Origin of the sequence: Bacillus sp. DX4.1 (assembly GCF_030348195.1) — a bacterium.
GTDB lineage: Bacteria > Bacillota > Bacilli > Bacillales > Bacillaceae_G > Bacillus_A.
Genome location: NZ_JAUCFT010000008.1, coordinates 1,712,005 through 1,726,298, shown reverse-complemented (window position 1 = coordinate 1,726,298; position 14,294 = coordinate 1,712,005). Strand labels below are relative to the sequence as shown.

The following is a 14,294-nucleotide window of genomic DNA, read 5'->3' as shown; positions in this document are numbered from 1 at the left end:
GTAGCTGAATGGTTACTCATAAAAAAATCGTCTCCTATTTTTTGTTTGGTTACTTACAATTATAATGGGTGGGCGATTTTTTTGTAACAAAAAAGACAAATTCCAAAAGAAAGATGGGTTGTGAGCAAAGGAAAGGTATGATATCCTTTTCATTGTTCAGATGCATACAAGTTTTTAGACAACTATACAATATTGTATATATCAAAGAGTCATCATGCATCGTCATGAAAGCGCAATCAAAAGGTGAGATGTTTTTGGTTGTTCATGAAAATGCGTCCTTGTAAGCATCATAAGAAGGAAAGGTATGATATCCTTTTCAATATTCAGGTGCATACAAGTTTTTAAATAACTAGACAATATTATATAGTTCAAGGAGTTATTATGCATCATCATGAAAGCGCAATCAAAAGATAAGATGTTTTTGGTTGTTCGTGAAAACGTTTCCTTTTCAAACACCATAAGAAGGAACGAACAAAAATGGGTACAACTGTGCACAAGGAAGCCCCGCATATGAAACAAAAGGTGTAGAAATTACTGAAACCATCCTTTTACAAAAGGATCAATTGGTAGTTAAAGGCCAGACAATCATGACTCAGGAAGACAATTCCCTGAATAACAAGAAAAGAGGAATATAGCTATGTCTACAATTAATGAAGATGTGAGCATGAAGAAAACTCAGGAATATAGTGCTAAGAAAGCAGTACCCGTTACCTTACTGTTATTTCTATTATGTTTGATAATTGACAATTCGTTTAAGATTATTTCTGTTGACATGGCAAAGGATTTTCACATTTCAGTGACAACAGTTAGCTGGCAAGCAACCCTAGCCGGTCTTGTAATTGGAATTGGGGCAGTGGTTTACGCAGCTTTAGCGGATTCCGTTAGTATCAGAAAACTTTTTAGCATTGGTATTATTTTAATATGTGTCGGTTCAGCCATGGGGTATATTTTTCAACACTCGTTTTTACTAGTTGTTATCTCACGAATTATCCAAACTGCCGGTTTAGCATCAGCTGAAACCTTATATGTGATATTTGTCACAAAACATTTACCTGCAAATGAACAAAAGAAATTTTTAGGATTAAGTACAAGCAGTTTTGCTCTTTCACAGCTTATAGGTGCATTAACTGGAGGTTATGTTTCAACATATTTCCATTGGACAACTCTGTTTTTACTTTCTTTAGTAACACTTTTCACCCTTCCTTTTATTTTAAAGTACCTTCCTAAGGAAGAAGCGAAAAACAGTAATGTAGATGTATTAGGATTATTTCTAGTTGGAGCCATTTCAGCATCCCTATTACTATATATTACCGATTTCAATTGGATTTACCTTCTCTTGTTTATTGTTGCAATTATCTTGTTCCTTACTTATATCAGCAAGAACTCAAAAGCTTTTATCGGAATATCATTCTTTCAAAATAAACAGTTTATCTCATTGCTTGGAGTTGCTTTTATAATTTACTCTGTACAGTTAGCATATATTTTCTTATTTCCATTCTTACTTGAAAAGATTTATGGTTTGAAGCTAGATACCATTTCACTATTATTGATTCCAGGCTATATAGCAGCTACTATAATCGGGGCTCTTTCTGGAAAAGTTGCGAAGGTTATGGGAAGCAAGCAATGTATTACAATCGCTATGTCTAGCATTATGGTCAGCTTACTATTAGGCGGATTCTTTATAAAAACTTCTGTTGTTGTATTCATAATATCCATGATTTTATTCTCTAGTTCATTTGCATTCATGTATGCACCATTACTTGATTCTTGCATTTGTACGATTGAGAAAGAAAAAACAGGAACAGCCATCGGATTTTATAATTTAACACTTAATGTCGCTATGTCAATCGGAATTGCCTATACAGCTGCAATGATGGACCATTCCGCAATGAGAAAAAATTTTCTAGGGATTATAAGCAATCCGGATGCTTCCATGTTTAGTAATATCCTATTCATTCTCGTACTCATTACCCTTTTTAGTTTATCTCTGTACTGGGTATTAGTAGGACGAAAAGCGACAAAATAGATTTATAAAAACCTTAAAATGATTATTTCATGTTGGAACCCCATACCCCATCGCTATCAAGCTAAGGTTTTACACTACCCATAAAGCCAAAAAGACGTTATCCTTTCTGTAGAATTATAAGTGGTCTGACCCCATTTGGTGAGACAAAGAAAAAACACCTCCATTAAAATCATAACTTACTTACGATTTAGAGAGGTGTTTTTTATCGTCTCATTCTCAGGGCTCACTCCAGCATCCAAATAGGGTGCTTTTTTCTTTGTTATATAGAAACTACACAATAAATCCCTATGAAGTAAATCAGTGAACACTAACTTCCGTATATTCCGATATATAAATTACGAAAGGTAAAACTAGGGACTTAGTCTTATCTATGACATAAGGAGAAACAAATGGGGCAGAAACCACCACACCCTTATCATAAAGAATTATCTTTTGGTATCAAAACATCACAAATGATTGACGTGAACCAAAGGTGTTGTTAAAATTATTACTGGAATTAATGTGAAATTTTTCACAAATTGTAGTTTATAATGTGAAAACATTCACAAATCTTATTCTTGTTTCTTAAAAATATTTTTAAAAAGGAGTTATACGTTATGAAAAGAATCGTAACACTAAGTACTCGTAAACTGACAGATACAGTAAAACATGGTGGATGTGGTGCATGCCAAACATCTTGCCAATCAGCTTGCAAGACATCTTGCGGAGTTGCAAATCAAAAATGTGAAAACACAATGAACAGATAGAAAACAAGAAACGTACCGCCCAACTGCTCCCAGATGGGCGGCCATTTTTATCCCGCATTAACAAGAAGTAACAGTCCCATTAATGGAAGTTCCACTTTATAGATAAAAGGAGTTTGATTATTAAATATGATTCATCAATATAAACTAAACAGATACAACATCGTACTCGATACCTACAGTGGATCAGTACATGTTGTCGACGATCTCGCCTATGAAATCATCGCGCTTTATGAGACTACTTCTGCAGAAGAAATCATAACAATGATGCTAGAAAAATACGTACATGATTCCGATATCTCTGAGAAGGACATTCGAGAAACCATTGCAGATATCGAAGAGCTAAAAAATGATGGGCAACTCTTTGCTGAGGATGAATATAAGAGTCTCTCAATTGATTTAAGAAATCGCCAAACTTATGTAAAGGCCCTCTGCCTCAACGTCGCACACACATGTAACTTATCATGCGAATACTGCTTTGCCAGCCAAGGAAAATACAATGGAAGCAGAGCGATTATGAGCTATGAGGTCGGCAAAAGAGCTATCGATTACCTATTGGAAAACTCCGGTCACCACCGAAACCTCGACATCGACTTCTTCGGCGGAGAGCCGCTTATGGCCTGGAAAGTCGTAAAACAGATTGTCGCTTACGCAAGAAGCAAAGAAAAAGAGTACAAAAAAACGTTTCGCTTCACCTTTACTACAAATGGCATGTTGCTAAACGATGAAATCACTGATTTTTTGAATAAAGAAATGTACAATGTCGTATTGAGTCTTGATGGAAGAAAAGAAGTCCACGATCACCTTCGTAAAACAGTAACTGGAAAGGGGAGCTACGATTATATTGTTCCCAAGTTCCAAGAATTCGTCGAAAAGCGTGGAGATAAAGAATACTATGTGCGTGGAACCTACACTCACAATAACGTTGACTTCACCAATGACATTTTTCATATCGCAGATCTTGGTTTCGACAAGCTCTCGATGGAACCGGTTATCTGTGATCCCCGGGAACCATATGCACTCACCGAAAAGGACCTTCCAGATATTTATAACCAGTACGAAATTCTCGCCAAGGAAATGCTAAAGCGTGAGGAAGAAGGTAATGGCTTCACTTTTTACCACTACATGCTTGACCTCTCAGAAGGCCCTTGCATTCAAAAGAGAATTTCCGGCTGCGGCTCAGGAATCGAATATCTCGCGGTCACACCATGGGGCGAGCTCTTCCCTTGCCACCAGTTCATCGGGGATAACGAATACAGTATGGGAAACATCTGGGATGGGATTACACAACAAGAGACGCAATGCCAATTTAAAGAGAGCAACTGCTACTCGAAGCCGGAATGCCAGGACTGCTGGGCGAAACTTTACTGCAGTGGCGGTTGCCCTGCTAACGCGTTGCACGCAACCGGCTCCATCAATGGAATCTACGATTTCAGTTGTGACATCTTCCGTAAGAGAGTAGAATGTTCCATGATGGTTAAAGTAGCCGAATCCATAAGAGCTATGAAAAAAAGCAAACAAGCTGTGGCTGAATAAGCACATAGATATTATAAGAGACTGAGACATAAGTCGAAAATTTGATTTATGCTCAGCCTCTTTGAAGATATTTTACTTTTTTATAATTATATACTCAAAATCCCTTTAATTTGTTTTTTAATGGTAAAACTTGTTGCTCTAATCTTTCATATAAAATAAGTAATTGTGTGATAAAAGAAAATTTCGGTACTAACCAATACGAAAATAACGCTGAAATACTTGATTGATGTGCAGGTCATTTGTTTGAGTAAATTTAAAAAAAGAATCCCAAAAGGAATTAAGGGATTCTTTTTTATTTAATTCAATTTTTTCTCGAATATTACATTATTCTTTGTTAAACAGATAAACAAGGAATAGCAAAAGTCTCTTATTCATTACGATTCGTCGTTATATACGGTTAAATGAATTTACTTTACTAATAATGAATATGTTCCATTTCTGTTTTCCTCTTCAAAAAATGCAACTACATAATACTTCCCAGTTTTCGCTTCAAATTTCCCTTTTATATTATTTCCATCCGCTTGGCCCGTAATGACAGGATTTCCTAAATCTGATTCGTGATATACATCCCATTTTATTCCAATCCCTTGTTCATCTATAAAGGAAATATCTACTTCTTTTGGAGATGTAACATTGAATGCGTACATATACGCCATATTAGGCATATCCATATTTCCTTTGAAAAGCTTATTAAAACGAATTGCCTTTGCGCTGTCATATCCATGACCTACTGGCTCATCCTGTTTTACGGTAACCGTTGTTTGTCCTCGGCCTACTTTTCCTTTATTATCTTTCACTGTTAGCCTTGCAGTATATGTTCCCTCTTTTCCATATACATGAGTAGGATTTGCTTCTATACTTGTTGTACCATCCCCAAAATCCCAGAGATACGAAACAATTTTTCCACCTATGCTTTCTGTACCATCACTATGAAACTCAACTTTTTCATTTAACATCTCATTGTATGGTCCATTCATATTTACTTTAATCGTCTGTTTTTCTTCTTCTCCCGTTGCAACACCATGGAATACAACATCGTATTCAAATTGATTGTTCGCATTAACACGATAATTAACAAAATACGCCGTAACTGTTTTGTAGCCGCTCCATTCTTTTTGCGTTAACTGTTCTAAAGATTGATTAATTTGCTTGCTCATCGCTTTCCAATCTTCAGATTCTCCTTTTGTTACGCCGCCTGTATATGTTCCTTCTAATGTAAACGTATCAAAGAATTGAGACTTATGCTTTGTCATTGTTGCATCTTTTATACGTGCCACATTTTCAATTTCTTTCTTTACATCAGCTAGTGGCTTTGGTGCGTGTTCAGCTAAATAATCATCTGATACTTGTGGGGTATTATATGTATCTTGATTATCAATTAACTGCTTCATATAGTCTTGGTATTCTTTATTTAAATTTGGATCCTTACTTAAAGCTTCACGATATGCATCGTAACCCTTCACATCATTTGCACGAATTAAATCTTGAATCTTATCGAAAGTTTCAAATTGATGAGTATATAAGTAAGACTGCAGTGCAAAAGAATAATTATAAAAATCCCATGATCCATATTTCGAAAATAATGTTCGTTCTGCTGTATAACGTTCTGCAGGATTAGATGATAATCCTTTAATTACACTTTTGCGCGGAACAACGTTATTCGTACGAGTAGATCCCGCAAAAAATTCTGCATTTCCTTCATCAAACCAAGTCATACGTTCATTTTGATATAATTCTCCTTGTCCCCATGATCCTGGAACTTCGTATCTTGCCTGTAAATAGTGTGTAAATTCATGACGGAACAATTCTTCTAAAGTATAACTACTTTGCTGCGGTGTACGTTCAAATGTAAAGAACGTTCCTTTTCCTTCAATGTAAATGCCACCATTATTCGTGTCATATCCATATAATTGGCTATTTCGTTTATATTCATATGGATCATTATAAATTACGATTGTCAGTACATCATCAGCTTTCCCTGCTTCTAACGCTGCATCGTTTCCAATTACACGATGATATTGTGCTTTTACTTCTTTAGCAGCCCAATATAGTCTCTTAACCTTTTCTTCTGTTACTTTATCTCCTGTTTTAAATACGATAGAACCGTCATCGAATGTATACGTTTTTGGCAAGTATTGCTGTTGGCCTTCTTCACGTATTTTCTGTAAATCTACTGTATTTCCGTAATAATCTTTTCCACCATAGTTTGTTGAAATTTGCTCTACCGCATTAAAATAAGCTTCACTTAAACGAGGGTACATATGCATTGCTTGTGTAAGTACTTCTAAAGGTTTATTTTGATTACTATGGAATTTCCCTAAACGACCAGTATAATAAACACCATTATTAATTAACCAGCTATTCTCTGTTGTTACATGATTCAGAAGAGCCATTCGACTGATTTCATTTATGAAACTATCAATTTTCCCATACCATATTGTTTCATCCTCTTTTTTACGTGTCTCATTCAAGTAAGACTGCATATCATCATCAATCCCTTGTATGAGATTATACACGGCGTCCCCTTTCTTCTTGTCACTTATATATGTAGAAATATTATCGTTATATTGCCTTAATATATTCGCTGCATATTGAACGGTTTCAGCATCACAAGAAGCGTTATGAATTAATTTACCATATGCAGATACCACTTTATCCTGTTTATCTGTACCAAGTTTAAAATTCGGATTTCTTCCAATTTCTTTTAATGCCGGTAAACATTTATCATGGAAGCTTCGCTCATTTAAATAGTTTATCTCTTTATTATTAAAGCCTAAATAAAAACCGCAATATAATACTTCAACAAACGTCTCAATCCCTTTTGTATCATCTTTTGTAAATGTGCTTCCACGGCGACCTAATTCATCAATAATAACTTGTATTCGCCCTTTATTTTGATAAAACGCTTTTGTTTCTTGATTAAATTGAGATAAATCTGTAATTTGATCCCAACTAACATTTGCCAATGTATCAATTAATTCGTCATCACTCATTCTATTCAGCTCTGCCACAGAATACTTTTGCTGAAATTGTTTTGCCGCTGCTCGTTTCACGACCGGAGCTGGACGTTGTGAAAAATCGCCTACTTTTAAACGTTCTTCATAAGACAATGTTTCGTCTGCTTTTGTAGAATGTGCAATTTCATCTGTTGAAGTTTCTATCCCAATTGGTTTCTTTTGTAACACATTATAAGGTGTGTTTTCTTCCGCTGATACTTGTGTTTGAATACTTCCAAATGATAAGGCCATTGTACTAATACCGAGCATCATTTTGGTAAACCTTGATTTCTTGTTCATAACATTTCCTCCATTTATATATTCCATTCAATAAATAACATATTATCCCGATAAAATAATGTAAAATGCAATATTGCATATTCTTTCTTTGTACATTTCTGTACACGGTAATGTTGAACAAAAAATCATAAAATTCCTCCTATTTTTGTGTTTAAAAACCTTGTAAACTTATGTATGTTCAGATAAATATACCTTTGCAAACAAAAAAGAATCCCAAAAGGAACGAGGGATTCTTTTTTGTTTTATCTTTTTATCAGAACTACATTAAATAAAGAGCTTTCTACTAATAAACTTATTCATAACGAAGGGCTTCAATCGGATCTAATTTTGCTGCTTTGTTCGCTGGAATCAACCCGAAAATAATACCAAGTGTCATAGAGAATAACACACCGCCAACGACTACTTGCCATGAAACAAGTGGTGGCCATTTTGCAAATGTTGACACAATATATGCACCTCCATAACCAAGGCCAATTCCAATTAGTCCTCCAAGAAGCGTTAACATAACAGCTTCAATTAAGAACTGTAGTAAGATTTTACTACGCGTTGCTCCAAGTGCTTTACGTACCCCAATCTCACGAGTACGCTCTGTTACAGATACAAGCATAATGTTCATAACACCGATACCACCAACGACTAGTGAGATACCAGCAATACCACCAATAATCATCGTCATGATATTTGTCATTTTAGAAATACCCTCTTGAATTTCTTTTAAGTTTAGTACCTCATATTTACCTGTAAACTCACTTGGCTTACGACTATTTAATACATCAGCTGCTTTCTTTCCAGCGGCATCTAAATTATCGACTTTTTTCGCTTGAACAGAAATACTTTGAATTTCATCTGTTCCATACAACGTTGGCCATAACGTTAATGAAATTAACGCCTCGGAATCTCCCATTCCCATAAATCCACCTGTAGCTTCATATACACCAATGATTTGCATTGGTTGGCCTTTCATTTCGATGATTTTTCCAATGGGATTCTCTTTTTCAAATATCTTTTTTTCTAAACCAGTGCTAATCATGACAACATTATTTCCTTGTTCAATATCTGTATCATTTAAAGAACGACCTTTTTTCACCTTAACTTTATTTACAGCAAAGTATTCACCGTCTAGCCCTTTTATATTTACCATCTCTTTTTTATCATTAACATCAAGTGTTTCCATATTTGAATTTGTCTTAATTACATGTGCAATCTCTGGAATCTTCTTAATTTCAAAAATATCTTCTTCCGTCAATTTTGGTTGTCCCAATGATTCCATACCGGATGGATCATTCATGTCAGCACTATAGTGAATAGAAATCACACTATTTCCAGAACCAACAAATTGTGATTTTAATGCGGCTTCCCCGCCCTGCCCAATCGCAACAACAATAATAATGGAACCGACGCCGATAATAATCCCGAGCATCGTAAGTGCTGAGCGCAGTTTATGAGCTAGAATAGAAGATAGGGCAATTTTTATACTATCTAGTAAACTCATACCGCACACCTTCTATCTTCTGTAATTTTCCCATCTCGTAGTACAATTCGGCGTGAAGAATACGCAGCAACTTCCTCTTCATGCGTAACCATAACAATTGTTGTACCTTCCGCATTTAACTTTGTAAAAATATCCATAACCTGTTCACCAGATTTCGTATCAAGTGCACCGGTTGGCTCATCAGCCATAATAAACGTCGGATCATTTGCAATTGCGCGAGCGATAGCTACACGCTGCTTTTGTCCACCTGAAAGTTCACTTGGCAAATGGTGTACACGGTCGGAAAGCCCTACCTTTCCAAGAGCCACTAGCGCCCTTTGACGGCGTTCGGCTTTCTTCACGCCGCCATAGATCAGCGGAAGCTCTACATTTTCTACTGCTGAAAGGCGAGGTAATAGATTAAAATGCTGGAACACAAAACCAATATATGCATTACGTATAAGGGCAAGTTTTGACTCATCTGCTGTTAAGATATTCACAGCGTTCAATATGTATTCACCCTCTGTTGGACGATCTAAGCAACCGATAATATTCATAAGTGTTGATTTCCCTGAACCAGAAGGCCCCATAATCGACACAAATTCACCACTTTGAATTGTTAAGCTAATACCATGTAAAATCGGTACCGCAAGCTTCCCTTGATAATATGTTTTATGAATGTTATTTAACGTAATCATTTTTCTTTCACTTCCATTCCGTCATACACGTTGTCGGAAGGATTTTTGACTACCTTTTGCCCCACTGTTACGCCTTCAAGAACTTCTGTCCAGTCTCCATCAGTAGAACCTTTTTTCACATTTTGTTTACGAAGCTTTCCTTTTTCTTCTACATAAACAAATGCATCTTTGCCTTTTTCTACAATGCTCTTGCTAGGAACAGCAATCATATTCTTGTTTTCTAAATTGACTTGTAAGGATACATGATAGCCTGGAGACAATCCTTCTTGTCCATCTAAACTAGCTTTATATGTATACTGAGACATATTTTGTGTTGCTTCACCGCCTGCGCCAGCTGCTGCCATTTCTGCACTCGTTGGGAACTCACTTACTTCTATGATCTTCCCTGTCCACTTCTTCTTACTATTCGCTTTTGTAGTTACAGTGAATGTTTGATCTTTTTGAATTTTTGATTTTTGAATTTCTGTTAATGTCCCTTGAATTTGGAATGGATCTTTAGAAGCAATTTGTAAGAATGCTTTTCCTTGTCCGCCCATTGCTTGCACTGAGCTTTGTGCTGCATCTTTATCTAGCTTTTGTACAACACCCGAAAAATTACTATAAATAGTAAGTTCATTTTGTTTTTTCTTTAACTGTTCTGTTTGTAATTGACCTTTTTCTTTCTCTAGGTCAGTTGTTTTTTGCTGTACTTCTAATTGACTTACTTGCTCTTCTAACGGATCTGTTACTTCTTTCCCAGCACCGCTATCTTTCGCCTTCTTAATCTCTTTCTTTATGGAATCTATTTTCTTTTGCTCTTGATCATAACGCATAGTAGCCATTTTTTGATCAAGCTCAGCTTGCTTCATCTGTAAATTAATTTCTTCATTATCATAAGAGAATAATTTCGTTCCTTTCTCTACTTCTTGCCCTTCTTTCACTTCAATATCCTTTACTTTTCCTTTTGTCGGATCTGCATAAAAGCTTTCAATATTCCCAGGTTTCACCTGCCCTGAAATCAATTTTGTATTATTAAGTTTACGCTCTGTTACTTTTTCGAAGCTAACAGCATCTACCTTTGCCTCACCCTTCTTCTTACCTTGCATGACAAAAATATTGATGGCTGCAACGATAACAATTAATGTAATAACCCCACTGATAATCCATTTCCTCTTTTTGTTAAGTTTACGTGTTGTATTTGGTAACATAGTGTATCTCCTTTCATGATTATATACTTTTTAAGTATATTATAATTTTTAAACATAACATGAATGACATATATAATATTATGCAATATTGCATATAAGAAAGTGTTGTCATTAATATAATTACTTACTATAATCATTATTATTATAATATATAAATATTAAACATGAATATATATCTTATTCTAGTGAGGTTTACATAATCTATCATTATCTGTAGCAAAAATGTTAATGCCGTAATTACATAAAGAAAAAGAATCCCTTATGATTTCTGGGATTCTTTTTCTCGTTTAAAGTTTGCTCACACAAATGATCTGCATATCAATTCATTCTTGATATACAGATCATTTGTATGATATTTTTTACATATAATTGCAATTGCGGAATAATGAACTTACATTACTGCTTTTAAAAGTTCTGCTACGAACGGGATGATTCCACCTAAAAATTTTAAAACTGCCATTGCGATTGCCATATTATTTCCTCCTCTTATTTTGTATAGTAAGATAACGAACTTACATTACTGCTTTTAAAAGTTCTGCTACGAATGGGATGATTCCACCTAAAAATTTTAAAACTGCCATTGCGATTGCCATATTATTTCCTCCTCTTATTTTGTATAGTAAGATGTTGTAAATCTTTATACCCTTATTATAGTAAGCGCTTACATATATATATCAATACATTTTAATATGCAATATTACATATGACATAAGCTGGTTTTATTACTATAATGGAAAAGGGAAATTCTACAGCATTTTTCGATATACCGAAAAGCTAATGAGCATGAAAGTTCCAGTAGGGAAAAAGGGAAAAAATGTTTATCATTCTTTTCCCTTTTTGTATTTTCATGCCCCTCACATATCTATCGTAAGAGAGTACTTGTATACGATTATTTACTACATTCCTTTTCTTGGTTCTGGTGCAAAAATAAAATAAAAGAGAATATAGCACATATATTTCTAGCGGGATCGTATTTTATGCTATAAGTCCAAACACTTGGTGGATGAACTCTTTTTGATTTTGGACAGACTGATTCCGTAAATCAATCTGTCCCTTTTTTATCATATGCATGGCTTCAACACCACTCAATATAGAGGTTGCAGTTTTAAATGACTTGAACCCCAACATAGAACGCACACGTTTCTTAATAAAGCGATGTTCTTGTTCCTATAACTATTTGGACTTACAAAGTAAAAATGAAACGGACCAATCGTATCAACTTCACCTTTATATCACAGATAAACATTTAGTTGGTGAATGGAGAACAGCCTATCCGCAGATTTATCAATATGAAGTTTATGAAAAAGAACACTCAATCCAATCTGCATACTGGGGTGGTTATATACGACATAATGTTATTCAACGTAGAGTATATAGCCAACAGAAAGAGTTTGTAGAAGATCAATATGTAACGGAGAATCACGCTATAATGATGTATGAACCCTTATTAGCTTGTAATTCAGAAAAATCTCAATCCAGGTTACTTTCAAGACGGAAGAATAAAGAAAGGTATGCAGTACATTAAGTTAGATATGGAGAAGTTGATGCATTCCATGCAGCCAGGACAAACCTATGATATAACAGATGCTTATGTAGGGATGAGTGACAAAGTACAGACTCATGTTATTGTTCATCGACTTACAGAAAAACAACAAAAAAAAACGTCTACAAGATCAAGCTGTTCGAGAGAAAAAGAAAGGAATGACGTATTCTCCTCGCTTTGTTTTGCAAAAGTTTAGCTTACTTTTAAAAACCTTGCAACAGAACCGAATTACTACTTACGCCGACATGGTTTTATTGTTATATTTAAAATATACGAATTTGTAAAAGCATCAATAAGAACAATTATTAGTAATAGGAGGTTTTATTATCAAAGGAAAACATCGTAACATTACCCTCGCAATATTAGGACTATATTCCGTTCTGATTCTCTACTTTATGTTTCTTGGTTTCGATAGATTGGGATTAAAATATATTAACCATGAATATGAATTCCAGTTAATTCCGAGTAGTATTCCTTTGAGCTTGCCAAATATGGTAGATAGGGAAGATTTTAATCTATGGTTTTTTAATTTTGGAAATTTAACAGCATTCATACCTTTTGGGGTATTAATTCCTATGTTATATCGTTGTAGCTTTATTAGATTTATTACTTCATTCTGTATTTCTATTCTTATACTAGAAGTCCTACAAATGGTTACTTTTCTTGGTGGCTTTGACATTGATGATGTAATTGTGAATGCAATGGGTGCTACAATAGGATTTTGTGCATATAAAATAGGATTTCGCTCTAATAATACTTTGAAAAACTTTATTATTACAGGTGTAACAGCATTTATCTTGATATTAGGAGTACTTGTAGTTGTAGGTGAAATTAATAAATCATTAGAAAAGGAACAACAATCCCTAAAAAATGGAACCGTTATAGCGCTAAATCAACTGACAGAAAGTACTGGATATGTACCGAAAGTTAACAATTCCACTAGCTTTGAAGTGGCTCATAAAAAAATTGAACCTAAATTAAATATGTATAGTAGTAAAGGGACAAATTCTCAGCAATTTAAATACTTGTTAAAAGGTAAGTATGCAAAACTTTCGGGATATCTCGGTATCCCTGATAGTGCTAGCAAACATTCCGGTAAGATAATTATTTCTATTGATGGAAAAGATGTACAAACCATTCGATTCTCTGAAGAAAGCATATCTACATCCACAAGTTCTTTTAAGATAGAGTTGGCTAAAGCAAATGAACTTAGTATTAAATTTATTGATACAGATGCATTGCTATGGGATGTCAAGCTTACAGAATGGAAAAAATAATGAATTGAAATCCACTAGTTTAGATACTAGCGGATTATTTTATATGTTCAAATATCTAATTGAACAATTCTAGCCCTGCCAAAAGTGTTTATGAAAGGATCTATCCCCTATAATCTATTCGTTTAATATCTAACTCGGTTGAATCCTTTCTAGTTTCTTTATTTATCATACTTTGAATGTATACTTTTATTGGTGGTTTTAGAGAGTATACATAAAAATATTGACTATCGAAATATCCCCATCATTATCGTCATGACAAGTCCATGAGTACCAATTACAATTTTATGACCTTTAAAATTCTTTAATATCTCTTTCAATGCTGTCACACATCGGCTCTGACAATCTGTATTCGATTCTCTTCTAATATCCGCTACACCATGCTTTGTTGAAAGACTATTATTCCATACCTACATAACCTAAGGTTTAACTTGGCGAAAAATTACATAGTGATAGATGTTGGTAAAATTTTTATTTTCTGACCTCCGTTTTCTTGTATAGAACCAATTTAAAAAGAAAA

At 34.6% G+C, this 14,294-nt stretch carries 8 protein-coding genes and 5 pseudogenes; 6 read left to right on the top strand and 7 right to left on the bottom strand.

What is annotated here, in order from left to right; all coding sequences use genetic code 11:
- Positions 1-637 precede the first annotated feature (637 nt).
- The 3 genes from QUF99_RS11865 to scfB all read left to right on the top strand — a co-directional run bounded on the left by QUF99_RS11865 (position 638) and on the right by scfB (position 4,305).
- Complete coding sequence (locus QUF99_RS11865; RefSeq protein ID WP_289370245.1) at positions 638-2,026, top strand: MFS transporter; 1,389 nt, start codon at positions 638-640, stop codon at positions 2,024-2,026.
- A gap of 596 nt (positions 2,027-2,622) precedes the next feature.
- Positions 2,623-2,772, top strand: coding sequence for a six-cysteine ranthipeptide SCIFF (gene scfA, locus QUF99_RS11860; RefSeq protein ID WP_079999468.1), 150 nt, complete (start codon positions 2,623-2,625; stop codon positions 2,770-2,772).
- A 126-nt stretch (positions 2,773-2,898) separates the two neighbouring features.
- Positions 2,899-4,305 (top strand): thioether cross-link-forming SCIFF peptide maturase, encoded by a 1,407-nt coding sequence (gene scfB / locus QUF99_RS11855; protein WP_289370243.1) that lies wholly within the window; start codon positions 2,899-2,901, stop codon positions 4,303-4,305.
- 94 nt (positions 4,306-4,399) lie between these two features.
- Here the strand turns inward: scfB and QUF99_RS11850 are convergent.
- The 6 genes and pseudogenes from QUF99_RS11850 to QUF99_RS11825 all read right to left on the bottom strand — a co-directional run.
- A pseudogene (locus tag QUF99_RS11850) lies at positions 4,400-4,522 on the bottom strand (undecaprenyl-diphosphatase); the annotation flags it as partial.
- 190 nt (positions 4,523-4,712) lie between these two features.
- On the bottom strand, positions 4,713-7,601 hold the full coding sequence (gene colA, locus QUF99_RS11845; protein WP_289370242.1) for a collagenase ColA: 2,889 nt from the start codon (positions 7,599-7,601) through the stop codon (positions 4,713-4,715).
- A 292-nt stretch (positions 7,602-7,893) separates the two neighbouring features.
- The gene (locus QUF99_RS11840; protein WP_289370240.1) at positions 7,894-9,093 is read right to left on the bottom strand and encodes an ABC transporter permease; all 1,200 of its coding nucleotides are present in this window, start codon (positions 9,091-9,093) and stop codon (positions 7,894-7,896) included.
- The gene (locus QUF99_RS11835) at positions 9,090-9,770 is read right to left on the bottom strand and encodes an ABC transporter ATP-binding protein (protein ID WP_289370239.1); all 681 of its coding nucleotides are present in this window, start codon (positions 9,768-9,770) and stop codon (positions 9,090-9,092) included. The genes QUF99_RS11840 and QUF99_RS11835 overlap by 4 nt, the downstream gene beginning before the upstream one ends.
- A complete protein-coding gene (locus tag QUF99_RS11830; RefSeq protein WP_289370238.1) occupies positions 9,767-10,957 on the bottom strand; it encodes an efflux RND transporter periplasmic adaptor subunit in 1,191 nt (396 codons plus the stop codon). Before QUF99_RS11830 ends, QUF99_RS11835 begins: the two co-directional genes overlap by 4 nt.
- Before the next feature lie 975 nt (positions 10,958-11,932).
- Positions 11,933-12,124 (bottom strand): annotated as a pseudogene (locus QUF99_RS11825) (DDE-type integrase/transposase/recombinase); the annotation flags it as partial.
- On the opposite strand from QUF99_RS11825, the pseudogene QUF99_RS11820 reads away from it, so the two are divergent.
- From QUF99_RS11820 to QUF99_RS11810, 3 genes and pseudogenes are all read left to right on the top strand, one after another.
- Positions 12,117-12,482 (top strand): annotated as a pseudogene (locus tag QUF99_RS11820) (VanW family protein); the annotation flags it as partial. The pseudogenes QUF99_RS11825 and QUF99_RS11820 overlap by 8 nt on opposite strands.
- Positions 12,412-12,676: pseudogene (locus tag QUF99_RS11815) on the top strand (IS4 family transposase); the annotation flags it as partial. The pseudogenes QUF99_RS11820 and QUF99_RS11815, both read left to right, overlap by 71 nt.
- A 204-nt stretch (positions 12,677-12,880) precedes the next feature.
- Entirely contained in the window at positions 12,881-13,777 is an 897-nt protein-coding gene (locus QUF99_RS11810) for a VanZ family protein (protein WP_289374628.1), read from the top strand.
- Between the two features lie 100 nt (positions 13,778-13,877).
- Here QUF99_RS11810 and QUF99_RS28690 read toward each other — a convergent pair.
- Positions 13,878-14,133, bottom strand: a pseudogene (locus QUF99_RS28690) (histidine phosphatase family protein); the annotation flags it as partial.
- Between the last annotated feature and the right edge of the window lie 161 nt (positions 14,134-14,294).

Excerpts from the sequence above, each read along its gene's own strand:
- QUF99_RS11865 (WP_289370245.1), top strand. The coding sequence starts at position 638 with ATGTCTACAATTAATGAAGATGTGAGCATGAAGAAAACTCAGGAATAT.
- scfA (WP_079999468.1), top strand. The coding sequence starts at position 2,623 with ATGAAAAGAATCGTAACACTAAGTACTCGTAAACTGACAGATACAGTA.
- scfB (WP_289370243.1), top strand. The coding sequence starts at position 2,899 with ATGATTCATCAATATAAACTAAACAGATACAACATCGTACTCGATACC.
- colA (WP_289370242.1), bottom strand. The coding sequence starts at position 7,601 with ATGAACAAGAAATCAAGGTTTACCAAAATGATGCTCGGTATTAGTACA.
- QUF99_RS11840 (WP_289370240.1), bottom strand. The coding sequence starts at position 9,093 with ATGAGTTTACTAGATAGTATAAAAATTGCCCTATCTTCTATTCTAGCT.
- QUF99_RS11835 (WP_289370239.1), bottom strand. The coding sequence starts at position 9,770 with ATGATTACGTTAAATAACATTCATAAAACATATTATCAAGGGAAGCTT.
- QUF99_RS11830 (WP_289370238.1), bottom strand. The coding sequence starts at position 10,957 with ATGTTACCAAATACAACACGTAAACTTAACAAAAAGAGGAAATGGATT.